Origin of the sequence: Bacillus sp. REN16 (genome assembly GCF_020731355.1) — a bacterium.
Lineage (GTDB): Bacteria > Bacillota > Bacilli > Bacillales > Bacillaceae_L > Ferdinandcohnia.
In genome coordinates this window covers 71,728-95,519 of record NZ_JAJFZK010000012.1, presented here as the reverse complement: position 1 = coordinate 95,519, position 23,792 = coordinate 71,728, and the positions used below count along the sequence as shown (strand labels likewise).

At 38.4% G+C, this 23,792-nt stretch carries 26 protein-coding genes and 1 pseudogene; 18 read left to right on the top strand and 9 right to left on the bottom strand.

Annotated elements, in window-relative coordinates:
* The first annotated feature begins 142 nt into the window (after positions 1–142).
* Positions 143–1,837: a M3 family oligoendopeptidase gene (locus tag LKW28_RS17130; RefSeq protein ID WP_229141658.1), complete on the top strand. Its 1,695-nt coding sequence runs from the start codon at positions 143–145 to the stop codon at positions 1,835–1,837.
* A 120-nt stretch (positions 1,838–1,957) separates the two neighbouring features.
* Positions 1,958–2,710, top strand: a complete 753-nt coding sequence (gene map / locus LKW28_RS17125) for a type I methionyl aminopeptidase (RefSeq protein WP_229141611.1) — start codon at positions 1,958–1,960, stop codon at positions 2,708–2,710.
* A 39-nt stretch (positions 2,711–2,749) separates the two neighbouring features.
* Here map and LKW28_RS17120 read toward each other — a convergent pair whose 3' ends face one another.
* Positions 2,750–3,049 (bottom strand): hypothetical protein, encoded by a 300-nt coding sequence (locus LKW28_RS17120; protein WP_229141610.1) that lies wholly within the window; start codon positions 3,047–3,049, stop codon positions 2,750–2,752.
* A gap of 134 nt (positions 3,050–3,183) precedes the next feature.
* Here LKW28_RS17120 and LKW28_RS17115 point away from each other — a divergent pair, with 134 nt between their 5' ends.
* From LKW28_RS17115 to LKW28_RS17105, 3 genes are read left to right on the top strand one after another with little or no spacing between them, the layout of a single operon-like run.
* Entirely contained in the window at positions 3,184–4,056 is an 873-nt protein-coding gene (locus LKW28_RS17115; RefSeq protein ID WP_229141608.1) for a GNAT family N-acetyltransferase, read from the top strand.
* A 49-nt stretch (positions 4,057–4,105) separates the two neighbouring features.
* Positions 4,106–4,570, top strand: coding sequence for a GNAT family N-acetyltransferase (locus LKW28_RS17110; protein ID WP_229141606.1), 465 nt, complete (start codon positions 4,106–4,108; stop codon positions 4,568–4,570).
* A 17-nt stretch (positions 4,571–4,587) separates the two neighbouring features.
* Complete coding sequence (locus tag LKW28_RS17105; protein ID WP_229141605.1) at positions 4,588–5,568, top strand: multidrug resistance efflux transporter family protein; 981 nt, start codon at positions 4,588–4,590, stop codon at positions 5,566–5,568.
* A 41-nt stretch (positions 5,569–5,609) separates the two neighbouring features.
* On the opposite strand, the gene LKW28_RS17100 is transcribed toward LKW28_RS17105, so the two are convergent.
* A complete protein-coding gene (locus tag LKW28_RS17100) occupies positions 5,610–7,748 on the bottom strand; it encodes an ATP-dependent Clp protease ATP-binding subunit (RefSeq protein ID WP_229141603.1) in 2,139 nt (712 codons plus the stop codon).
* Between the two features lie 238 nt (positions 7,749–7,986).
* On the opposite strand from LKW28_RS17100, the gene LKW28_RS17095 reads away from it, so the two are divergent.
* Positions 7,987–9,018, top strand: a complete 1,032-nt coding sequence (locus LKW28_RS17095) for a hypothetical protein (protein ID WP_229141602.1) — start codon at positions 7,987–7,989, stop codon at positions 9,016–9,018.
* A gap of 179 nt (positions 9,019–9,197) precedes the next feature.
* Here LKW28_RS17095 and LKW28_RS17090 read toward each other — a convergent pair whose 3' ends face one another.
* Positions 9,198–9,797 (bottom strand): CPBP family intramembrane glutamic endopeptidase, encoded by a 600-nt coding sequence (locus LKW28_RS17090; protein WP_229141600.1) that lies wholly within the window; start codon positions 9,795–9,797, stop codon positions 9,198–9,200.
* Positions 9,798–10,042: 245 nt separating this feature from the next.
* Here LKW28_RS17090 and LKW28_RS17085 point away from each other — a divergent pair, with 245 nt between their 5' ends.
* Together LKW28_RS17085 and rarD are read left to right on the top strand one after the other, a co-directional pair.
* Positions 10,043–10,171 carry a DUF6254 family protein gene (locus tag LKW28_RS17085; RefSeq protein ID WP_229141599.1) on the top strand — a complete coding sequence of 43 codons (129 nt, stop codon included), beginning with the start codon at positions 10,043–10,045 and terminating at the stop codon, positions 10,169–10,171.
* A gap of 403 nt (positions 10,172–10,574) precedes the next feature.
* On the top strand, positions 10,575–11,516 hold the full coding sequence (rarD, locus tag LKW28_RS17080; protein WP_229141598.1) for an EamA family transporter RarD: 942 nt from the start codon (positions 10,575–10,577) through the stop codon (positions 11,514–11,516).
* Between the two features lie 41 nt (positions 11,517–11,557).
* Here rarD and LKW28_RS17075 read toward each other — a convergent pair whose 3' ends face one another.
* Entirely contained in the window at positions 11,558–11,740 is a 183-nt protein-coding gene (locus tag LKW28_RS17075) for a YkvS family protein (RefSeq protein WP_229141596.1), read from the bottom strand.
* A 213-nt stretch (positions 11,741–11,953) separates the two neighbouring features.
* Between LKW28_RS17075 and LKW28_RS17070 the strand changes: the two genes are divergently transcribed.
* Entirely contained in the window at positions 11,954–12,808 is an 855-nt protein-coding gene (locus LKW28_RS17070; protein ID WP_229141657.1) for a patatin-like phospholipase family protein, read from the top strand.
* A gap of 35 nt (positions 12,809–12,843) precedes the next feature.
* Here LKW28_RS17070 and LKW28_RS23175 read toward each other — a convergent pair whose 3' ends face one another.
* Positions 12,844–13,521, bottom strand: coding sequence for a hypothetical protein (locus LKW28_RS23175; protein ID WP_324255044.1), 678 nt, complete (start codon positions 13,519–13,521; stop codon positions 12,844–12,846).
* Positions 13,522–13,737: 216 nt separating this feature from the next.
* Here LKW28_RS23175 and LKW28_RS17060 point away from each other — a divergent pair, with 216 nt between their 5' ends.
* The 8 genes and pseudogenes from LKW28_RS17060 (at position 13,738) to LKW28_RS17025 (ending at position 21,152) form a co-directional block, all read left to right on the top strand.
* Complete coding sequence (locus LKW28_RS17060; RefSeq protein WP_229141595.1) at positions 13,738–13,932, top strand: hypothetical protein; 195 nt, start codon at positions 13,738–13,740, stop codon at positions 13,930–13,932.
* 90 nt (positions 13,933–14,022) lie between these two features.
* Positions 14,023–14,478, top strand: a complete 456-nt coding sequence (locus tag LKW28_RS17055) for a MarR family winged helix-turn-helix transcriptional regulator (protein ID WP_229141593.1) — start codon at positions 14,023–14,025, stop codon at positions 14,476–14,478.
* Positions 14,479–14,590: 112 nt separating this feature from the next.
* Positions 14,591–15,334 (top strand): GTP cyclohydrolase II, encoded by a 744-nt coding sequence (locus LKW28_RS17050; RefSeq protein WP_229141592.1) that lies wholly within the window; start codon positions 14,591–14,593, stop codon positions 15,332–15,334.
* Between the two features lie 150 nt (positions 15,335–15,484).
* Positions 15,485–16,858 carry an aldehyde dehydrogenase gene (locus tag LKW28_RS17045; RefSeq protein ID WP_229141591.1) on the top strand — a complete coding sequence of 458 codons (1,374 nt, stop codon included), beginning with the start codon at positions 15,485–15,487 and terminating at the stop codon, positions 16,856–16,858.
* A 243-nt stretch (positions 16,859–17,101) separates the two neighbouring features.
* Positions 17,102–17,692 (top strand): cell wall hydrolase, encoded by a 591-nt coding sequence (locus tag LKW28_RS17040; RefSeq protein WP_229141590.1) that lies wholly within the window; start codon positions 17,102–17,104, stop codon positions 17,690–17,692.
* A gap of 97 nt (positions 17,693–17,789) precedes the next feature.
* Positions 17,790–18,750 (top strand): annotated as a pseudogene (locus tag LKW28_RS17035) (nucleoside hydrolase).
* A gap of 237 nt (positions 18,751–18,987) precedes the next feature.
* Positions 18,988–19,332 carry a DUF4257 domain-containing protein gene (locus LKW28_RS17030; protein ID WP_229141588.1) on the top strand — a complete coding sequence of 115 codons (345 nt, stop codon included), beginning with the start codon at positions 18,988–18,990 and terminating at the stop codon, positions 19,330–19,332.
* A gap of 200 nt (positions 19,333–19,532) precedes the next feature.
* Complete coding sequence (locus tag LKW28_RS17025) at positions 19,533–21,152, top strand: ABC-F family ATP-binding cassette domain-containing protein (RefSeq protein ID WP_229141587.1); 1,620 nt, start codon at positions 19,533–19,535, stop codon at positions 21,150–21,152.
* Positions 21,153–21,197: 45 nt separating this feature from the next.
* On the opposite strand, the gene LKW28_RS17020 is transcribed toward LKW28_RS17025, so the two are convergent.
* Together LKW28_RS17020 and LKW28_RS17015 are read right to left on the bottom strand one after the other, a co-directional pair.
* Positions 21,198–21,404 (bottom strand): spore germination protein, encoded by a 207-nt coding sequence (locus LKW28_RS17020; protein ID WP_229141585.1) that lies wholly within the window; start codon positions 21,402–21,404, stop codon positions 21,198–21,200.
* A 113-nt stretch (positions 21,405–21,517) separates the two neighbouring features.
* Entirely contained in the window at positions 21,518–21,703 is a 186-nt protein-coding gene (locus LKW28_RS17015) for a hypothetical protein (RefSeq protein WP_229141584.1), read from the bottom strand.
* A gap of 172 nt (positions 21,704–21,875) precedes the next feature.
* Between LKW28_RS17015 and LKW28_RS17010 the strand changes: the two genes are divergently transcribed.
* On the top strand, positions 21,876–22,031 hold the full coding sequence (locus LKW28_RS17010) for a hypothetical protein (RefSeq protein ID WP_229141583.1): 156 nt from the start codon (positions 21,876–21,878) through the stop codon (positions 22,029–22,031).
* A 74-nt stretch (positions 22,032–22,105) separates the two neighbouring features.
* Here LKW28_RS17010 and LKW28_RS17005 read toward each other — a convergent pair whose 3' ends face one another.
* Both LKW28_RS17005 and LKW28_RS17000 read right to left on the bottom strand, forming a co-directional pair.
* Complete coding sequence (locus LKW28_RS17005; protein ID WP_057996587.1) at positions 22,106–22,300, bottom strand: alpha/beta-type small acid-soluble spore protein; 195 nt, start codon at positions 22,298–22,300, stop codon at positions 22,106–22,108.
* 101 nt (positions 22,301–22,401) lie between these two features.
* Positions 22,402–23,334: a CobW family GTP-binding protein gene (locus LKW28_RS17000; protein ID WP_229141581.1), complete on the bottom strand. Its 933-nt coding sequence runs from the start codon at positions 23,332–23,334 to the stop codon at positions 22,402–22,404.
* Positions 23,335–23,792 lie beyond the last annotated feature (458 nt).

Below are 23,792 nucleotides of genomic sequence, written 5' to 3'. Positions count from 1 at the left end.
CTTTATATCGACAAGCAATGTGAAAATTTTAGCGAAACCTATCAAATTATCAGGAATATTTCGTAGTGGAAAATTTATGTAGGAGTGGTTTACAATGAAAGAGTATACATATTCTAATTTCTTATTGAAATGGGGAACTTTTATGAATTTTAACGATTTTAAGTATGTTCGTCCTAACTTGGAGGAAGTGGAGCAAACATTTAATGTCGCATTAGAAACATTTAAAAATGCCGCAACATCTTCTGAACAGGATGAAGCAATGAAAGAAATTATTGAAATCCAACGAACTGTCGATACAGCTTTTAATATTTGCTATATCAGACATACAGTGGATACAAATGATGAATTTTACAAAGAAGAACAAGATTATCTTGATGAAATTCAACCTTTGGTACAGGGCTTAACAACAAAGTACTACGAAGCTCTTGTCAATTCAAAATTCCGCACTGATTTAGAAAACAAATGGGGCAAGCAGCTATTTGATTTTGCCGAAACACAGTTAAAAACGTTCTCACCTGAGGTAGTGGAGGATCTCCAATTAGAAAACAAGCTTTCATCTGAATATACGAAGCTCGTTGCCTCAGCAAAAATTATGTTTGAAGGCGAAGAACGTACTTTAGCTCAATTACAGCCGTTTACGGAATCAACTGATCGCGAAATGCGTAAAAAGGCTAATGAAGTTCGTTTTGCATTTTTTAAGGAGCATCAAGAAAAATTCGATGATATTTATGATCAGCTTGTGAAGGTTCGTACGCGCATTGCACATAAACTAGGTTATAAAAACTTCGTTGAGCTTGCATATGTACGATTATCAAGAACCGATTACAATGCTGAAATGGTTGCAAACTTCAGAAAACAAGTGAAGGAACATATTGTTCCACTAGCAGTGAAGCTGCGTGAACGCCAAGCAGAACGCATCGGTGTTGATAGCTTAAAATACTATGACGAGTCATTCAGTTTTAAGTCTGGTAACGCTGTACCTAAAGGAGATCCGGAATGGATTATTGAAAATGGGAAGAAAATGTATGAAGAACTTTCTGAAGAAACGAAAGAATTCTTCAATTATATGATTGATACAAACTTAATGGACCTTGTTGCTAAGAAAGGGAAGGCCGGCGGAGGCTACTGTACATACATTAGCGATTACCAAGCACCATTTATTTTCTCAAACTTTAATGGTACTTCTGGGGACATTGATGTGTTAACACATGAAGCAGGTCACGCTTTCCAAGTCTACTCAAGCAGACATTTCGAACTTCCGGAATACAATTGGCCAACATATGAAGCAGCCGAAATTCATTCTATGAGTATGGAATTTTTCACTTGGCCATGGATGGAGTTATTCTTTAAAGAAGACACAGATAAATATAAGTTTTCACATTTAAGTGAGGCATTATTATTCTTACCGTATGGTGTGGCAGTGGATGAATTCCAACACTTTGTATACGAAAATCCGCAAGCAACGCCTGCTGAACGTAACAAAGCATGGAGAGAGATTGAGAAAAAATACCTGCCTCTACGCGATTATGATGGCAATGAGTATTTAGAAGAAGGCGGTTTCTGGCAGCGTCAAGGCCATATTTACACCACTGCATTCTACTATATCGACTATACATTGGCACAAATTTGTGCGTTCCAATTCTGGAAAAAATCAAGAGAAAACCATGACAAAGCATGGGCAGATTATCTTCACCTTTGTAAACAGGGCGGATGCAAGCCTTTCATTGAGCTAGTGAAGGTTGCAAATTTGCTTTCTCCATTCGAAGAAGGAACTGTTCAATCAGTCGTTGGTGAAATTGAAGCATGGCTTAATAGCGTTGACGACAAACAATTGTAAAAAACTAAGGCTGTGGGAAACCACAGCCTTTTTTAAATTTTCAAATTAAATGTTAGTTTATGCAAAAATGCTTTAATAAGGATATAATAAAAGCATCAAACTGAAATTGAGGGTGTTTTCATGATTCATTTAAAAACAAAACGAGAAATTGAATTAATGCGTGAAGCGGGACAAATTTTAGCCGCCTGCCATAAGGAAATTCGCAAACTGATTCAACCAGGAATTACAAGTCTTGAGATTGACAGCTTTGCTGAGGATTTTATTAAAAAGAATGGAGCTACGCCTGAACAAAAAGGCTATAAGGGCTATAAATATGCAACATGTGCATCTATTAATGATGAAATTTGTCACGGCTTTCCTAGAAAGACACCATTAAAAAATGGGGACATCGTGACAATAGATATGGTTGTAAACCTTGGTGGTGCACTTGCAGACTCTGCATGGTCATATGGTGTCGGTGAAATCTCACCAAAAGCCGCAAAGCTGCTCGATGTGACAAAAACAGCCATGTATAAAGGGATTGAACAAGCGGTAATCGGCAACCGGCTTGGGGACATTGGTCACGCCATTCAATCCTATACAGAGGGCGAAGGATTTTCCGTTGTTCGTGATTTCATTGGACATGGAATTGGACCTACGATGCATGAGGAACCACAGGTATTACACTATGGTCTTCCAAACAAAGGATTGCGTTTAAAGGAAGGAATGGTGTTTACCATTGAACCAATGGTGAATGTCGGTAAATGGCAGTCAACTATGGACAAAAACGGATGGACCGCACGTACAATAGATGGCAGTTTATCTGCACAATATGAACACACATTAGCTGTCACCCAGGATGGCCCAATTATTTTAACAGATCAAGATGCATAAAATGGAAAAAGTGTCACAATGAATGTGGCACTTTTTTAGTTATAGAATGATGTCGATTAGTTTTGGAAAAATGGAATGCGCAACCCAATGAAAATAAAGCGGAAAAACGATGATTAGTAAATTTCCGTATAAGCAGTATCTGCAATAAAACGCCTTTGTCGTGCCTGATTCCTCAGCAATCGACGCAAAAACAGCCCCCACTAAACTCGTAAAAACAAAAAAGACATACCCAAATAACGTATCGAACCTAAGATTATACAAAATAAACCCCAAAGCTGTCCCATTTAAAAATAACAAGATAAAGGACAGAAATAAGAATATTCTCGGAATAATGGACATGTTTTCCACCTCAATAATGTATATGAGGTTAAAAAGTGGTAGATGACACACTTCCAAAAATTACTTGTAGGTTTCCCTGAAATATGGTTAAATAAATCAACTATATGACTTCTTTTAGAGGAGGAGAGAAACACATGATTACGATAAAAAGGCTATCTGAATGTACACTCCAAGATGCGGTAGTTGCTTGGAATAAAGGGTTTGAGGGATATTATTTTAATATGACAACAACGGTCGATCTTTTTACGAGAAGACTGATTTTGGAAGGGCTTTCTCCGGTGCTTTCAGTCATTGCCTATGATGGAGATCGGCCAGTGGGACTGATAGTAAACGGGATTCGAAAAATTAATGGTAAAAAGGTGTCTTGGAATGGTGGAACCGGGGTTGATCCAGAATACCGGGGAAAAGGTGTTGGAAAGAAACTTATTGATACTGTTCTAGCAATCTATGAAGAGGAAGATGTTGAGATTGCCACACTTGAAGCTGTTAAAGAAAATGTGACGGCGATTTCCTTATACGAAAAAGTCGGCTATAAAATTGTAGATGAATTAGTTCATTTGCAACTTACAGATGAATTATCAACCGATGCTTTTATATCTGAAGAAAATCAATTAACTTTTAAAAGAGGAATTCCAATTGAAGCAGCACAAGTCCCATTTTATAAAGCAATGGTTCCTTGGCAAACACAATGGAATAATGCGCGTGATGGCGAATCAATTATTGCTTTGGATGAGTACAAAGGGATTGTTGGATATGCAATCTTTAAAAGGATGTTTAATGAGGAAGGTAAGCTTCAATCTATTAGTCTCTTTCAATGTGAGGCCGAGCCATCACATAAGGAAAAGGAAGCCATTGTAAAGGGACTTCTAAAAATGGTATTTGGTCAAACAAACCTGAATGTTGCAAGAACAGCAGCGAATATTTCAGTGTCGAATAATATTTTACAGGGTTTATTAAAAAAAGCAGGATTTAATGTAAAAGCAGAGCAAGTCTTTATGATAAAATGAATTATTAGAATATTTTTACCAATCGTGGTACCTAAAATGGGGGAGGTAAATGAAAAAAATCATTTTACGTGATCTCACGATGGAAAATTTGTTTGATGTCATTCAGTTAAAATCAGAGGATAAGGAGTTTACATTATTCGAAAAATGGATTGCCTCGAATGTTTTTTCACTAGCCCAGGCAAAAGTTCAACCAGATTGGGTAACGAAGGCAATTTATGATGGAACCCAGTTAATTGGATTTACCATGTTTGGACTCGAAAATGAACGAAATCGGTTTGAACTTTGCAGAATCATGATTGATTATAAATATCAGCGAAAAGGCTACGGAACATTAGCTGTGAAAGAAATTATCTCAGAAATGATTAGGATACTGCCCTACTGTGATGAGATTTACTTATCGGTTATTCCAACAAATAAAGCAGCCATCCGTGTGTATACGAAAGCGGGGTTTACAAAAACGGGAGAAATTATAAAAGGCTTTGTTGATGAAGATGTCTATTGTTTTAAAGTCTAGGGGGGGAGAAAAGCGATTTGAAAGCGATACTAATTGGAATGGTCTCGTCACTATTTTTTGCAGTAACTTTTATTCTAAATCGCTCAATGGAGCTTTCTGGTGGAAGCTGGCTGTGGAGCTCTTCATTGCGGTATTTTTTTATGCTGCCATTTTTAATCGGGATCGTTCTGCTTAGAGGGAATATGAAGGAGCTGCTACGGGAGCTAAAAATGAATCCCATTAAATGGATTCTTTGGAGTACGATTGGGTTCGGGTTGTTTTATGCACCGCTTACATTTGCAGCCGCATCGGGTCCAGGTTGGTTGGTTGCAGGAACATGGCAATTTGTTATTATTGCTGGCTTACTGGTTGTTCCTTTTTTTCATAAGACAGTTGAAACGAAATCCGGTGTGCAAAAGGTCCGTGAACAAATCCCTGTTAAAGGTCTTATTTTTTCTAGTATTATTTTTATTGGGATTGTCTTGATTCAGCTTCAAGAAGCATATGGAGACATCGGAATGGAGATGCTCCTAGTGGGAATTCTTCCGGTGGTAGTGGCGGCATTTGCATACCCCTTAGGCAATCGAAAAATGATGGAGCATTGTAAAAATGATTTTGATACCTTTCAACGTGTTCTTGGAATGACTCTTGCTTCAACTCCGTTTTGGTTGGTTATTGCAGGCTTCGGTGCTGCATCAGTTGGGTTACCAAGTATATCACAGGTGTTTCAATCTTTTATCGTGGGAATTTCCTCTGGGATTATTGCGACCGTGCTTTTCTTTTTTGCAACTGAGCTTGTAAAGCATGATCAGAGTAAGTTAGCAGCAGTTGAAGCAACCCAGGCAACCCAGATTATATTTGTCATTTTTGGTGAGGTTTTCTTATTAAGTGCACCTCTTCCAACTATGTATTCGTTCATAGGGCTCTTGCTGATTGCAGGGGGAATGGCACTGCATAGCATGTTCTCAAATCGAAAGACACCGATAAAAATAAATGAATTGGAGTCAAAATCAATATAAAAAATGCAGAGCTAAAGAGGCTCTGCATTTTTAATGGAGTATTATTTTACGATAATCTTGCTATCTTCGACTGTTACGTTCAAGCTTGTTTGGTCATCATTTTCTAAAAGAACATCTGTGATTTGATCTTCAAGCTGTTCTTGAATGACACGACGTAATGGACGTGCACCAAAGGCAGGGTGGTAACCAAGCTCAGCTAATTTTTGTTTTGCTTGATCGTCAACAGCGATCGAAACATTTTGTTCTTTAAGCGTTGCTTCAAGCTCATGCAGCATTAGGTCGACAATTTGTAGTAAGTGTTCTTTTTCAAGTTGTTTGAACTCAATGATTGCATCAAATCTGTTCAAGAATTCTGGCTTGAAGAAGGAACCTAGTGAATCAAGGATCGATGTTTCCTTATATACATCTGTTTCAGCTTTTTCAAAGCCAACAGTGATTTTCTTAGGTCCACCAACACCTGCGTTACTTGTCATGATAATCACTGTATCCTTAAAGCTTACAGTACGACCTTGGCTATCTGTTAAACGGCCATCCTCTAAAATTTGAAGGAACATATGCTGAACGTCAGGGTGTGCCTTTTCAATTTCATCTAATAGGATGATGCTATATGGGTTGCGACGTACTTTTTCAGTTAACTGGCCAGCTTCCTCATGACCGACATATCCTGGAGGTGAACCGATGATTTTTGACACAGAGTGCTTCTCCATGTACTCACTCATGTCAAGTCGAATCATAGCGTCTTTCGAACCGAATAATTCTTCTGCAAGTGTTTTAGTTAATTCTGTTTTACCGACACCAGTTGGCCCAACAAAGAGGAAGGAACCGATTGGCCGATTTTTAGCTTTTAACCCAGCACGGCTGCGACGGACAGCTTTCGCAACCTTCGAAACGGCCTCTTCTTGTCCAATCACCTTTTCTGCAAGTTTTTCCGCAAGATGCTTCATTTTTTGTTGTTCATTTTCTTGAAGCTTACCAACAGGGATACCTGTTTTCTTTTCGATAATTTGTTGGATATTCGCTACATCAATGATATGCTCTTCTTTGTTTTCTGGATGATTTAATTGCTTTTCAAGTAGAATTTCTTGATGTCTTAATTTTGCTGCTAATTCATAGTTTTCTTCTCCAGCAGCTTTTTCTTTTTCAGCTGCAATTTTTGCAAGCTCTTCTTCGATATCATTTGGATTTGTGCCACCAGACGATAAATTCATTTTTGATCCAGCTTCATCAAGTAAGTCAATTGCTTTATCTGGTAAGAAGCGGTCCTGAATGTAACGATGTGATAATGTTACACATGCATGAATTGCCTCATCTGAATATTTGACACCATGGAAATCCTCATATTTACCCTTAATTCCTTCAAGGATTTGTATCGCTTCGTCAACTGTTGGTTCATCCACGTTAACAGGTTGGAAACGACGTTCTAATGCAGCATCTTTTTCAATTTGCCGGTATTCCTTTAAGGTTGTTGCACCGACGAGTTGAAGTTCACCACGTGCAAGGGCTGGTTTTAAGATGTTACCTGCATCCATTGAACCTTCAGCAGAACCTGCCCCAACGATGAGGTGAATTTCATCGATAAATAAGATAATATTTTTGCGTTTTTGAAGCTCAGCAATTAGTTGCTTCATTCTTTCTTCAAATTGACCGCGAATCCCAGTGTTCGCTACAAGTGATGCGACATCTAGTAAATATACCTGTTTATTTGAAAGCTTGTTAGGTGCTTTTCCTTCAGCAATTTGTAGGGCTAAACCTTCTGCAATTGCAGTTTTACCTACCCCTGGTTCCCCAATTAGAACAGGGTTATTTTTATTACGGCGGTTTAAAATTTCAATGACACGGTGGATTTCCTCGTCACGGCCAATGACTGGGTCAATAAGACCAGCCTGCGCCATTTGAGTAAGGTTTCGACCAAAGTGATCGAGAAGACCTCCGCCATTTCCACCTTGTTTTGGCTGTGTTTGTTGTTGTTGATTGATTCCCATTTGTTGACCGAAGGCATTGCCTTTAAATAAATCTTCAAATGAGAAGTTAGGGAAACCGTTCATTCCTGAAGGTATTTTCATGTTGTTCTTCTCCTTCGCATAACACTCACTGCAAAGTTGAATTTGTCGCTTGTTGTTATTCACTTGTACGTGTAACTGAATAGTAGCCTCGTTTGTATTACATGATTGACAAAGCATAAACAACTACCTCCTTGAAATTTGACTTTCTTTGACCATTAAATTAATTAAAATAGGTCACTTATGATGTCGTTTGACCATCTTTGACCTTATGACAATATTATACTTTGACCATCTTTGACTTTCAAGTGATAAGTACTAGAAACTTTTTCCACAGTTTTTTGAAAGAATAGCTCGTCTTAATTTTAGAACTTGTACATATACATCAAATAACAGATAAATAATGAGGTGGCTATTTGTGCGAGGGAACTGGGGGGCAGCATTTCAAATCGGTGCTGTTTATGTTGGAACAATCGTAGGAGCTGGCTTTGCGACGGGTCGGGAAATTGTTGAATTCTTTACCCAATACGGAGTATACGGTTTGTTCGGAATTGGAATTAGTGGGTTCTTATTTATATGGTTAGGGACACGAATCATGATTATTGCAAATCGAATTCAAGCAGATTCTTATAAGGAATTTAATGAATATTTATTTGGAAAAAAATTTGGCTTCATTGTGAACGCTTTGATGCTTCTTGTCTTAATAGGTGTAACCTCGGTCATGCTTTCAGGAGCCGGCGCAGTCTTTAGTGAGCAATTAGGGATGTCCTATCAGTTAGGGATTTTTGCAACAATTGCACTTTCTATTTTTGTATTAACATATGGGGTTAAAGGGTTGTTCGGTGTGAACATGTTTGTTGTGCCGATCATGATTTTCTTTAGTGTTGTGTTAGCAGTGGAAGTTATTTTTACGGATGCAACAAGTCTATTAAGTAAGCCAGAACTAGGGGCAACAAGCTTTAAATGGATGATTTCGCCTTTTTTATATGCAGCATTCAATCTAACCATGGCAATGCCGGTTTTAGTTCCACTTGCTAAGGAAATGGAGCATGAAAAAACATTAAGATGGGGCGGGTTGATTGGCGGTGGTGCACTGTGTCTAATTTTAGTAACCAGTCATATTTCATTGTCAGCACTTCCAAATGTTCATAGCTATGAGATTCCAATGGCTGAGGTTATGAAAAACTTTATGGCTGCCTTTTATTGGCTATACATCATTGTGATTTATGGGGAAATTTTCACCTCTGTAATTGGAAATCTATTTGGGCTTGAGCGGCAATTAAAAAATGTGATCAAACTACCATCAATTGTGATTGTGTTCGGAATTTTGTCCATTGCTTACGTCATTAGCCAGCTAGGCTATGGATCACTAATCTCCTTTTTATATCCATTGTTCGGGTATATGAGCTTGATTTTATTAGTGCTGCTGGCAAGACCAATGAAACGTTAATTTAAGAAATCAAATATGCTTCTAAAGAGAATCCTAAATAGGTAAAAAAGGACTCGAAATGGAAATAAGAGAATTTCAGGTATTGCGATGAACACATCGGACAGGAAATCGGAGAAGGTATATTTACTATCCTTCGATTTCCTTTTTTTACGTTTTCTCATGACTGTATCTCCTTGGTTTTAAAAGATAGGATAAAGCACGAGCAAAAATAGGTTGAACACGAGATGGGATAGGATTGTTAATAAGATATTCCGATTCCACATATATAATGCTCCCCAAACCATTCCACCAGCAAATGTTGCAAGCAGAAATAGTGGATTAAGAGTATAAATATTTGCAGACATATATAAAAGTGAGGATATGACGATGACCAGTAGCTTATTTTCAACCTCTGATTCAATCTTCTTCTGAATATAGCCTCGCCAAAATAGTTCTTCACCTGGGATGACTATAAGAAAAAGCGCAAAATAATGCCAAGCGAGCTGGGGCTGAACCTTCGTATATAGGGCGGCAACATCTGTTAATTGGGTAGGGAATAGCATTGCAGAGCCTGTTTTCCCGATCCAAAAGAGTCCGTACATAAGAAGACCCGAAAGTACTGCGATTGTTATATTGAGTAATGAAAAGCTTTTGGAATCCATTTGTCCATATCGGATTACTGCAATGGACAAGAGGGTAAAGGTTATTGTAAACATGACCCAAAATGAAAGGTCGGATAGAAAACAAAACGCTAGTAGGATATGGACAAATATTAATAGTAGGAAAAACTTTTTTTGCATTTTTGTAGGCCTCTTTTGTTTGATTGTGTCGTTGTTCATTTTATCATGAGGCTGATTTTTTTAGAATAAATATCTGGCGGGGACTCATCCTAATGATGATGATTTAACTATATTCTGCTGATTCTTTACTGAGTATAGTTAGAGTTTCCGGCGGATGTCACAGATTCTGAAACTATGCTTGAGCAAGTTAAAATCTGAACGTAATTACGCCGAGGAGTTAATTGAAAAGGTAAGGAGAGATTATTATGACACAATCGAAACGTCAACAAGAGCGTCAATGGACAGTTCGAAAGCAATCACAAAATCCCCATGGAAAAGTGAAATCCTTCGAACAGCTGGCTGAGGAAGCAGGGAAAGATACAAAAGATTCGTAAGAAGGCCGTGCACACACCCTTGATATGGGGCCGTGTGCATTTTTATGGATGGGGTATTTCCGAAGATATCCAGAAGTGGTGGTATAAAAGAGGTTTATGGATGGGCTATTTCCATATCTAAAAGTGAGGGCATAAGACCACGAACTTCCTAAATGCTGGAGAATTGTGCATCCCTAGATGGTTTGGGCACCAACGCTATCCTAAAAAATGGAATATAATGTACTCTGAGAAGACCTAGAGCACCACAAACATCCCCAAAAATGGAAAGTGGTGTACTTCCAGACGACAAGCACCACCAACTCCCTCATAACTCCCAATTTCCAATTCATTTTCATTGAGAAAAATCGAGAGCCGAAATATAATTAACAAATGATAACAATTTGAATTGGAAAGAAGGTTCATTATGGGTCAAGATGACTTGAGGGAATATAAAATAGGAATCCTGTACACCACGATTGCCTATATTGCATGGGGAGTATTACCTCTTTATTGGAAGTTAATTGACCATATCCCGGCAATTGAGATTCTCGCACATCGGATTATTTGGTCCCTTATGTTTGTGCTAATGCTCATACTAGTTACAAAGAAAGGGAAGCAATTAGTAACAAACTTTAAGGATATTGTTAAAAACAAATTCAAACTTATTGGGATTGTGGCCTCATCCATCTTCATTACAGCCAATTGGGCTACATATATTTGGGCGGTTAACACAGATCACATAATTGATGCTAGCCTTGGTTATTACATCAACCCATTGGTCAGCGTATTATTAGGGATCATTGTTCTTAAAGAACGTCTATTGTTTTGGCAGGGGGTTTCATTTGCCATAGCCGGTATCGGAGTGCTCATTTTAACTATCCAATATGGAAGTTTTCCTTGGGTTGCCATTACACTTGCATTAAGCTTTGGTTTTTACGGGTTAACAAAGAAACTTGCAAAGCTTGATTCGTTGACTGGCTTGGCGATGGAAACGATGGTGGTTGCCCCAATTGCCCTCATTTATCTGGGAGTTCTTTATAATGGGGGAGTGGATTCTTTCTCGGGAGCAACCTTTGATGTGCAGCTATTACTAGCGGGGGCTGGGGTTATAACAGCTTTGCCATTACTTTGGTTTGCAGCTGGAGCAAACAGAATTCCACTTTCTGTGATTGGTATTCTTCAATACATTTCACCAACAATAAGCCTTCTATTGGGAGTGTTTTTATATCATGAGCATTTCACAAAGGTTCATTTTATTACGTTCATTTGCATTTGGATGGCCCTATTAATCTATTCATTCTCCAAAACAAAGCTTTTAACATCACTTCAACCTAAATTTATGAAAAATAAATCATTAGGTGCTTAATACAAAAAAGGGAGCCGATTAATGAATCAGCTCCCTTTGCATTAGATTGTTGTAACAATTTTATAGTTTTTATGATTAACAACTGTGCGACTCTCTAATTCTAGATCTCTATAATTGTCCATATATGTTAAATCTACGATAACCGAGTTTTCATTCACCTTTTCCACGATGCCCTTTAGGCCTTCTCTGAACTCAATGATATCCCCAATTTCTGCAATCTTCATATGTCACCCTCCATCGCATTCTATGAAACTTTAAAATCGATCATTTAAAGTGCTTTTATTTACAAAAAAACCATTTTTTTATATTTTGCCTTACTTTTGTTTTTATGTAAAGCGTTTTCATAGATATTTTATGATAAAATTTTGTAAAAAATGTGACAAGCCTTTAAATCTTTTTTATATTTATTTAGAAACCTATGATGAAGGGAGAGAAAAATAGTGAATGATGTTGGATTGGTTTTAGAAGGTGGAGGAATGCGTGGTCTTTACACAGCGGGAATCCTTGAATATTTCATGAAGCAAAATATATATTTTCCCTATTGTATTGGTGTATCTGCTGGAGCGTGTATGGCAGCATCGTATCTTTCTAGACAAACAGGAAGAAATCGCACGGTAAATATTGATTTTGTCAATCACCCAAACTATTTATCACTCCGTAATATGGTCAAACATAGGCAGTTATTCGGGATGGATTTCATTTTTGATGAGATTCCAAATAAGCATGTTCCTTATGACTATGATGCTTTTTATCAATCAAAAGAAGAATTTGTTGTGGGGACAACAGATTGCGAAACTGGTGAACCGTTATATTTTAAAAAAGAGGATTATGGAAATGACATGCTTAAGGTAATTCGGGCTTCAAGCTCATTACCATTCGTTGCACCAATCATTGAATTCAAGGGAAAAAAATTATTGGATGGGGGCATCACAGATCCGATTCCTTTGGTAAAAGCACAGCAGGACGGCCAATCAAAAAATGTGGTGATTTTAACTCGAAATCGTGGATATTCAAAAAAGAAATCAAATATGACCTGGATTGTCAGACGAACATTCAAGCAATTTCCGAACTTGGTAAAAGCAATGGAAACAAGATATAAGCTTTATAATGAAACACTTACTTATTTAGATCAAGAAGAAAAGGCAGGCAGGATTTTTGTGTTTAGTCCAACTGAACCAATTGAGGTAGGTCGTGTTGAAAGAAATCCTGTGAAATTATCCAATTTATATGAACTTGGGCTAAAGGATGCAAGTGTTCAATTTGATAGGTTTCAGAAGTGGCTGAATGCATAAGAATAGGTGCCTCATAGAGACACCCGCTTATGAATCTATCTTCCTTGGGGACCAAAGCCGCCCATCATTCCAGATCCACCCATTGGGCCTTGTTGCCCACATGTACACCCCGGCCCATGAGGACCATGCGGTGCCATCATATTTGGTGCCATTCCGTACCCTTGAGGAGCCATCATGCCCGGATTACCAGGTCCCTGAGGACCAAAACCGCTCATCGTGCCAGGTGCGACACCTGGTCCTAGAGGTCCGAAGCCACCCATCATGGGTCCAGCCCCAGGTCCTTGAGGTCCGAAGCCACCCATCATGGGTCCAGCCCCAGGTCCTTGAGGTCCGAAGCCACCCATCATGGGTCCAGCCCCAGGTCCTTGAGGTCCGAAGCCACCCATCATCGGTCCAGCACTTGGTCCTTGAGGGTCAAAGCCGCCCATTATTCCTTGTACAGCCATAGGGTCATGTTGTTGCCCGCGGGTGCAGCCAGGTCCATGTGGTCCATGTGGAACCATCATATTCGTAGCCATTCCGGGTCCAGTCGGATTAAAGTTGGCTGGCATGACCGCCTCATCGTCGTGTCCACAGCCACAATCATCATCCATCATTTGTTGCTGTTGGACAGGGTATGGATAGCCACCTTGTACTTGCTGAGGAAACCCTACGCCTGGCTGCCCACCATACATATTCGGATTCATAAACATCGGGTTCTGATTATTACTCATAGAATTCACCTTTCTTTTGTCGGTAACTTAGTTAAAAAATTGAGTGAATGCCCAAAATTTTATTTATAATTTTCTGCTCCGTAATAAATGCCTACTAGACATTTTCCCCACATCATATGCCTAAAGCGATATAATGTGTGGATTTACGGTATAAATGGGTGTTAGCCTTGTTTCTTATTTTTCGAACTACTATAATTTAACAAAGAGGTGGAATGAATGGATGAACAATTTGTAAATGAAATTTTGAATAAACTAAGAGATGGAGAACTTAGTGAATATTTAGTGAAAAATGATCAGTTTTTGGAGTTTCGAACTACATTGGTTAAAAGAGAAGACTTCAAGCATTTTCGCGGAATTGCCATGCATGGTGGGGATGTGTTATATCAATATTTGGAAGTTGCTAGGAGTTAACAGGAAAATAGTCATAGTCCAAAGTTGACAAAGGGCGTTATAATTTAGTAAAATTGTCTTGGATTCAAGATAATGAAAAGGGTGGAAAATATGGAAGCAAATGAAGCAATCAATGTTCCTAACCTCTCCTTGAAATTTTTTGTCATACTGTCTCGAGCATTCCGAACAGTGAATGAGCGGGTTGAAGAGGATGTTAAAGGATACGGATTAAACTTAACTGAATTTGCGGTGTTAGAGCTTCTTTATCATAAAGGGGACCAGCCAATTCAGCATATTGGTAAGAAGGTCTTGTTATCGAGCGGAAGTATAACCTATGTTGTGGATAAATTAGAAAAAAAGAAGTACCTTGAAAGAAATGCTTGTCCAAAGGATCGACGTGTCACTTGGGCATCCATTACCGAAGAGGGGAAACAATTTATGGATACCATTTTTCCGAAGCATCAGGAGGCAATTGAAGAAATTGTCGGGGTTCTGTCTGATTCTGAAAAAGAAGAAATGATTGTTCTATTGAAAAAGCTAGGTTTTCACGCAGATAAACTTTCTTAAATAAGAAAGAAATGTATATTACTTGACCTCCCTTTTATAAAAATACTATACTTTCAAGACAAAGAAGAGAGGAATTCTAAATAGTAGCAGTAGTAAGAAAGGGAGAATGGGTATGGTTTCAGAAAAGGTTAAAGACCTTCTTTTAAATAGAATGAAAATGATTCAAAAACCAGGAGAACAGGATATTTGCTTAGTTGGTCCTATTACATTACCTGTTCAGTTAGATGATCAAATTGTGACATTTAATTGGTATACTTGGTTAAAAATTGAGGACGAAATGAGTACTAGTGATGTATTAGAGTCATTATCCGAAACAAACTTAGCAGCCATGCAACAATCCTCTGTGCTTGTATATGGAGATTTTGAAACGGCCAATGATGCGCTTATTCGTATGCATAGTATTTGCCATACAGGTGATATTTTCGGGAGCAAGCGCTGTGATTGTGGTTTCCAATTGCGGGAATCGATGAGGATGATTGTTTCAAATGGCAGTGGTGCCTTATTTTATTTAGCTAATCATGAAGGAAGAGGGATTGGTTTATTTTCAAAATCACTTGCCTACATCCTTCAGCAAGAAGGTCTTGATACTGTGGAGGCCAATCTTGCATTGGGCTTTACAGACGATAGCCGCAATTATGAAGATGCGATTCGTGTCCTCACGGATTTACGTGCGAAGCCAGTTACATTAATTACAAATAATCCGAAAAAATTAGCTGCATTGCAGGAATATGGTCTTTTATCTGACACGCATATCCCACTTTGGGGGGATATCTCTAAATACAACGAAAAGTATTTAGCAACAAAAGTTGAGAAATCAGGTCATATCCCGGTAAAAGAAAAAATCACAACAATTTAATTGTTCCATACAATGGTAAGCCTTAAATCGTGGCTTACCTTTTTTGTATTTGAGTAGTATTATCTTTATTTTTGATAAAAAATAGAGGAGATTTGCATATTCCTGTACTATTTATATAAAAGAGTCTTTGTTGAAATGGGGGGACCAGTGGTGGAAAGCTATGGTGTGTTAATAAAAAAGCAGCGGGAGTTCTATTTTTCGGGGAAAACGAAGGAAGTTGCCTTTCGGGTCGAGGCTCTTAAAACACTTCGGAATCTAATTAGGACACATGAAAAAGAGATTATGGCTGCCTTACATACAGATTTAAATAAATCGGAGTTTGAGTCGTATACAACTGAGATTGGCTTCGTCTTGGAGGAACTGCGCTACACCTTGAAGCATATTGAAAACTGGGCAAAACCAAGAAAGGTTAAAACGGGTTTAACGGGCTTTGGCAGTAAAAATTATATTTATCCGGAGCCATATGGGGTAGTACTGATTATTTCACCTTGGAATTATCCGTTCCAACTTGCGTTCGCACCATTGATTGGAGCTATCGCTGCTGGCAATTGTGCCATTTTAAAGCCTTCAGAATTAACACCAAAAACCTCGGAATTACTGACAAAGCTAGTACGTGAAAATTTCCAAGAGGAATACATCGCAATTGTTGAGGGCGGGGCAGAAACGAGCACAGCCTTACTAAATGAAAAAACAGATTATATCTTTTTTACAGGTAGTATTGCAGTCGGCAAGGTGATTATGGAGGCCGCAGCAAAACACTTAACCCCCGTAACCCTTGAACTTGGCGGAAAAAGTCCATGTATCGTCCACAAGGATGCAAACCTCCATTATGCGGCAAAGCGAATTGCATGGGGAAAGTATATAAATGCTGGTCAAACCTGTGTGGCTCCAGATTATGTATATGTCCATGATGAGGTAAAGGACGCATTTTTGAAGCTATTAACAGAAGCAATTGATGAATTGTATGGGAATGCGCTTAATGAAAAAAGTCAGTTTACCAAAATCGTAAGTGAACGGCATTTTCAGCGTCTTAAGACGTTTATATACAATAGTGGAACGATTTATTATGGCGGGGAATCGGAAGCGGAAAAGCAACTGATTGCACCAACGGTTCTGTCTAATATTACATGGGAAGATCCAATTATGGAGGATGAAATCTTTGGGCCGATTTTACCCGTGATGAGATATGAGGACATTTTACAAGTCATCAATGAAATCAATATGAAGCCCAAACCACTTGCATTGTATATATTTTCGGAGGTGGAAAGAGTACAAAATAAGGTGCTCGAGTCGATTTCCTTCGGCGGAGGCTGTGTAAATGACACGGTTTATCATTTTACTTCACCGCATCTCCCGTTCGGGGGTGTTGGTGAAAGTGGGATTGGTGCATATCATGGAAAGGGCAGCTTTGATGTATTCTCGCATGAAAAAGGGATTATGAAGCAAACTACACGTTTTGATTTGCCATTGCGTTATCCGACGACAAAGTATGGATTAAAGCTGATAAAAATGATTATGAAATAGCCGTAAGCGGGCAAAAACTTTTATTACTTCTCTGAGATGTTTGTAAAATTCAATCCGTATTTTTCCTTTATGTCCAAAATTTAGGTGGAAATGCAGCTGTGGATTCTTTTTCCTGGTATATTTTTAAACAAAGTGTCCCAAAGGCTTTCGGGTTCTACCAATTTTTGGACGGTGAATCGAAATATTACAGCTGTTAACCTTCTAGTAGAGACAAAAACGACGACTACTAGGAGGAATATTAATATGAGAAACCTTAAAAAGATTGGCTTTGCAACTGCATTAACATTATCATTATTAGCATCAAGTGTGAGTGCATCGGCAGCAACTCATACTGTACAATCCGGTGATACATTTTGGAATCTTGGTATGAAATATGGTGTGTCTGTATTACAGCTCAAGGAAGTGAATAATCGCACGAGTGATTTGATCTATCCGGGGGAAGAGCTTGAAATCCCCAACTCAGTGACAAATGAAGAGAAAGAATTACTTGCACGACTTGTACATGCGGAAAGCAAGGGTGAACCATATGAAGGTAAGGTTGCAGTGGCAACGGTTGTGTTAAACCGAGTTGATTCATCAGAATTCCCAGATTCGATTAAAGAAGTTATTTATGAAAAAACACCAGGTGGTTCATATGCATTTAGTCCAGTAGGAAATGGTCAAATTAATGAGCCTGCTGATGAAGAATCTAAACGTGCTGTTGATGAAGCCATTACGTTCCGTGGCCAAGGGAAAGGTTCCTTATTTTTCTTCAATCCGGACAAATCATCAAACTCATATATGATGTCAAGAGAAGTGACAACTGTGATTGGTAATCACCGATTCGCAAAATAATTTTGTTTAAAAACACCCATTTTCGAAGTGGGTGTTTTTTTCATCTTTAAAAACATATAGTGAATATTATACGAAAATATGGAAGGGAGCGAAATGTATGGCAGCAAAGGTGTTGTTTTTTGGAGACCCGGGAATTGATGATTCAATTGCGATCATGTATGGGTTACTTAATCCAAATATTGAATTTGTCGGAATTGTACCTGGCTATGGAAATGTGGAACAAGAACAAGCTGTTCAAAATGTGGCATATTTATTATCCCTTGCTGGAAAAAGAGATATTCCGATTATCGCGGGGGCGAAGGGACCATTAAATGGGGAGTATACTCCTTTTTATCCTGAAATTCATGGGGAGGAAGGGCTTGGTCCAATTCAACCGCCTGATACACTGCCAACAGCTGAGTTATTAAATTTTGATGAGATCTTTAAAATAATAAAAAAATATGAAAATGAAGTTTATATCGTCGATGTAGGGCGGTCAACATCGCTTGCCATTGCTTTTCTCCTTGGCGATGAGATCGTGAATAAAGTGAAGGGAATCTATGTAATGGGAGGTGCATTTTTTGTTCCTGGCAATGTTACTGCCGAGGCCGAGGCGAATTTTCATGGGGATCCAATAGCCTCAAATCTTGTCTGTGAGAAAGCACAAAACCTTGCCATTCATCCACTGAATATTACAATCCAAGCTATCCTAACTTCGGATGAAGTTGATACAATTGTTCGCAGGGGAACCAAAAATCCATACCGTCATTTAATTCGTCCGATTTTCGATTATTATTATGAATTCTACAAGAAAAGCATGCCTGGAATTAAAGGAACACCATTACATGATGTTGTTGCCCTAAGTGCCATCGTGAACCCATCGTTTTTCCAATATGCACATCGGCGAGTAAATGTAGAAACGACCGGGATTTTTAAAAGGGGTGAGTGTCGCCGATTTTCGTGCGAATCCAGATAAGGAACCTCCAGAAACAATAGATCGAATTGCATTAAGACTTGATTATGAAAAATTCATTACTGAGTTTATTCAGGTGATGACTTTGGGGGACATTAATAGGTAGGAATGTGTAGTCCTTTCGGAGCTCGAGGCGAGTTTTTGAAAGAAATGGTAAAATAGTAATAACGGAAAATTTGTAATTTTCGGAAAATATACCCAAGCTTTCTTATCCACGTTTGGCATATAATGTTAATAAGGAAGCTTCTCTTTATAGTCTAGCTTCAGCGCCTAGCAAGGCGCTTGCGCTTTTGTTATTGCCTAAGGTCAGCATTACAAAATCTGGACTTTAGGGGGTGATGACATGTTGTTACATCTCATGCTAGCAATCTTTATTGGTGGCTCTATGGGGTTGTTGGGACATGCTAAAAAACAGGGGAAAATCGAAAAACCTCGTGTTACAAAACGCTTCATATACCTCGGCTTCTTAGAAGAAATGATTATTGGAACCGTTGCGGCAGTATTAGTCGTAGCTTCAAGTGACACGGAATCGATTTTTCGAGTAGTATTCCTTTCGATTTTAGCGGGTTACGGGGGAGAAAGGATCATGCAGAGGGTTGATTTAGTCAGACAAGTTAACACGTCAAGCGAATCGCCGCCGCAAACAAATCAAGAACAGGAGAACAATAAGACGAATGATGCAATTTGATTTAAAACAAATGAAGAAAGAAAAACGTGTTGTATTCTAATCGACTCTTTTTGCAGGAAACCTGTAGAAGGGGTCATTTTTATTTTTTTCCTAAAAGTACTAAGACTAAAAACGCAATGTCATTCAGTCAAGAACTAGAGTTGTTTCTATTAAAATGGTATAATCATTAGCAGTGAAATGAAATGGAGGATTTATAATACATGATTACAGTTACAAATGTCAGTTTGCGTTATGGCGATCGCAAGCTTTTTGAAGATGTTAATATAAAGTTTACACCGGGAAATTGTTATGGTTTGATTGGGGCAAATGGTGCTGGAAAATCTACCTTTTTGAAAATTCTTTCTGGTGAAATTGAAGCACAAACAGGTGATATTCACATGACGCCTGGTGAGCGCCTTGCAATCCTAAAGCAAAACCACTTTGAATATGAAGAACATGAGGTCCTTAAAGTAGTGATCATGGGACATGCTCGTCTTTATGAAGTGATGCAGGAGAAGGACGCAATCTACATGAAACCAGATTTCTCTGATGAGGACGGCATGAGAGCGGCTGAACTTGAAGGAGAATTTGCAGAGTTAAATGGTTGGGAAGCTGAATCAGAAGCTGCTATCCTTTTAAAAGGGTTAGGTATTTCAGAGGACCTTCACACGAAAAAAATGGCAGAACTAACTGGCTCTGAGAAAGTAAAAGTGTTACTAGCGCAAGCCTTATTTGGAAAGCCAGATGTACTATTACTTGATGAGCCTACCAACAACTTGGATTTAAAAGCGATCCAATGGTTAGAGGAATTTTTAATTAACTTTGAAAATACCGTAATTGTCGTATCCCATGACCGTCATTTCTTGAATAAAGTATGTACGCATATGGCCGACCTTGATTATGGAAAAATTCAAATCTATGTAGGAAACTATGATTTCTGGTATGAATCAAGCCAGCTCGCTTCAAGAATGGCGTCAGATGCAAACCGGAAAAAAGAAGAAAAAATTAAAGAACTTCAAGCCTTTATCGCGCGCTTTAGTGCAAATGCATCAAAATCTAAACAAGCAACGTCTCGAAAAAAATTATTAGATAAAATATCACTTGATGATATCAGACCATCGTCACGTCGTTATCCATTCGTTGGATTCACACCTGAGCGTGAAATTGGAAATGACCTTTTACGCGTTGAAGGTTTAACAAAGACAATCGATGGTGTGAAGGTGCTTGATAATGTAAGCTTTATTATAAACAAAGGCGACAAGCTTGCATTTGTGGGAAAAAGTGAAATTGCAATTACTACATTGTTTAAAATCCTAATGGGCGAAATGGAAGCAGATAGTGGTACCTTCAAATGGGGAATAACTACTTCACAAGCATATTTCCCTAAGGACAACTCTAAGTATTTCGCGGGAGATGAGCCATCTTTAGTGGATTGGCTACGACAGTTCTCGCCAAATGACCAAAGTGAAAGCTTTCTACGTGGATTCTTAGGAAGAATGCTTTTCTCTGGTGAAGAAGTATTGAAAAAGCCTAGTGTTCTTTCCGGAGGAGAAAAAGTACGCTGTATGCTTTCAAAAATGATGCTAAGTGGCTCAAACGTATTATTGCTGGATGACCCGACAAACCACTTAGACCTTGAGTCTATTACTGCATTAAATAATGGCTTAATTGCATTTAAAGGATCTATTTTATTTACTTCACATGACCATCAGTTTGTTCAAACAATTGCAAACCGTATTATTGAGATTACACCAAATGGTCTTGTTGATAAGCAAATGACATATGACGAATACCTTGAAAATGCTGAACTTCAAAAACAAGTAGAAGCGATGTATGCATAAAATGAAAAACCGTCTTCCCCTGGTGGAGGACGGTTTTTATGTGTCTCAAATATTCGAGTCGATAACATCTGGGTCAGAGGTGTTCGAAGTGCTCACACCATTATGATTTGTAATGTAGATACCCGTATTAAATGACCCCGAGCCAGTATATGTTTTACTACTTGATGTAGGTGAGACATAAAAGGAATTTCCGGTAATAATAATACCCTCGTTGCTATTAATTTCAATCGGTCCTAAAAAGATAGAAGCCATATGCTTTACACCTGCCCTATAAAAATCGTCTTAGTACTAGCATATGGCACCTGTGGAAATGTGAAAGGTACAAACCCCTAAAAAACTAAAAAGGATAAGCCCTAGATGGCTTATCACTTCCCTAATAAAGCTAAAATTCCTTTGAAAATAAGAACGAATGAAAAGACAATAATTGTAATGGCGCCAACTAAGGTGAATACGGAATGTAAACTAGTTAGAACAGTGTCATATGCAGTTACTTTAATAAGAGCAAAGCCTGCTAAAATACACGCTACAAATAATAATACAAATTTATCCAAGTGATTTCCCCCCTTTATTTCACTATATGTCCCACTAATGGGAAAGTGAGGAAATCTAAAATGATTTAATCATTTTTTAATATTCGGGAATAAAAACGATAATCGTGAATAGAATAGTTTTGTTGGAAAAAAGCAAATAAAGTATAGGGTTAAAAAGGATAGGGTGGGACAGATGGCATTAGTAAAAAATTGTATCATTGTGTTGTTGTTTGCACTTTTAGTTGTGGGAATGATTTTATTTGGAGTAAGGTCCATTGAGGCAAAGGAAAATCCAACTGTGATGATGCCGACAAAGATTATAGATGATCAAAAAACCGTTCACTTTTAGGTAAAGTGACGGTTTTTTTTGTGGATTAATAAATCGAAAAGGAGCCCTCGTATAAGGGCCCCCCGTTGTTATGGTTATTGTTGCGAACCATTTTTAAGTTGTTGCTGTGCCATTGCAACGAGACGTTTCGTCATTTCGCCTCCAACGGAGCCGTTAGCACGTGCGGTCGTATCTGCACCAAGCTGAACTCCAAACTCATTGGCGATTTCTTCTTTCATTTGATCTAGAGCATTTTCAGCACCTGGAACCAATAGTTTGTTTCTTGCCATGATACATCACTCCCTACAAAGTTTTTTGAGTAACCATATGATTACTCATTTTTAAGTTTCCACGATTTGTGGAAATGATGCTTGGGAATAAGGACCATCGGTTATTCAGCCTTTAAGCTGTCAATTTCAAGGTTCTTCATTTCTGCCTTCATCCATTGTGGATCTAATTTTTCACCAATAAATACCAATGTTGGCTTGTAATTCATGAGCTCTTTTAAGTAAATGGGTGTTCCATATGAGTATTGAAACAGATAAGTGTTACTTGAATGGGTAAACTTTAAATAGCCCTTAATCCGGTATATCGTATCTGGCATCCTTCTAAGCCAATCCTCGAATATATCAAGGTCAAGTGGATTTGTAAATGTGTGCACATATGTTTTTAGCTTTAAATCAAGATGAACATGGGCACGCTCATGCGGCTTTCGTACAGCCTTTTTAAATGTGCGAAGATCATCAAGCTTTACGGCAGCATATTTCGTTAACAAACATTTTGCATCACGATTGATCGACTGGATTTCAAAGAGCATTTGTCCTTGTTCCATCTCTGACAGCTGGTCAATTTTATTGAGTAAAAGCACATCCGCATGACGAATCTGCTCGCGTAAGAGCATTTGCAGCTGAGCACTTAAATGGTCTCTTTCCTTCCAACGATTCACATCAAGAAGGGTCACAATCGATTGGACAAATAATTGTTCAGCAAATAAGGGGGACATGCACGCATCTAATACTTCAATTGGGTGAGCAACCCCCGTTGTTTCGATATAAATGGCATCAAGATCATGTTCTTGTAAAAGCCCTTGCAGATGGACCTCAAGCTGGCCTTGAATTGTACAGCAGACACAGCCATTTAATAATTCTTTAAGGGGCGTATTTTCCGAAACTGCGTTTGAATCAATGGAAACTTGCCCCAACTCATTCATCACAACAGCAACATTACGACCTAATTCTTTTTCCTGTGTAAGTATATTTTGTAATAAAGTGGTCTTCCCGCTTCCTAAAAATCCAGATAAAATAAATACCTCAACTTTTTCCATAAAAACTCCTCATTCTTTAATATGACTATTCCTATTATAACGAATAATGGTGGATAACGAAAAGAAGTAAGTATCATATAGATTTGACAGTTTATTTCCGTGCACATATACTAGAACTAACAAAACTCGAAAGGAATGGTAAGGGGCAATGGATAACTAATCTTATTTTCGTACCGATTTTTCAACAAAATGAGTGTTCAAAAGGAGGGTGAAAAGGACCAAGAATTTCAAGGCGGTGCAGCTTTGAGTACCGGAGCGTATGCAGTTAATACTTGAGGAACGGAGAAGCAAGCCAACGCAGAAATTCGATGTGTCATTTTCGCCAGACTTTTTGAACATCCTCTAAAGAAAAATTTGTATCTAGAGAATAGGATTCGTATGCCCTTTTCCATGTCCATTTGTATTCAATACATTTGGTGTATTTTGCATTGGGAAAAATACGTCCTCTCTAGATACAA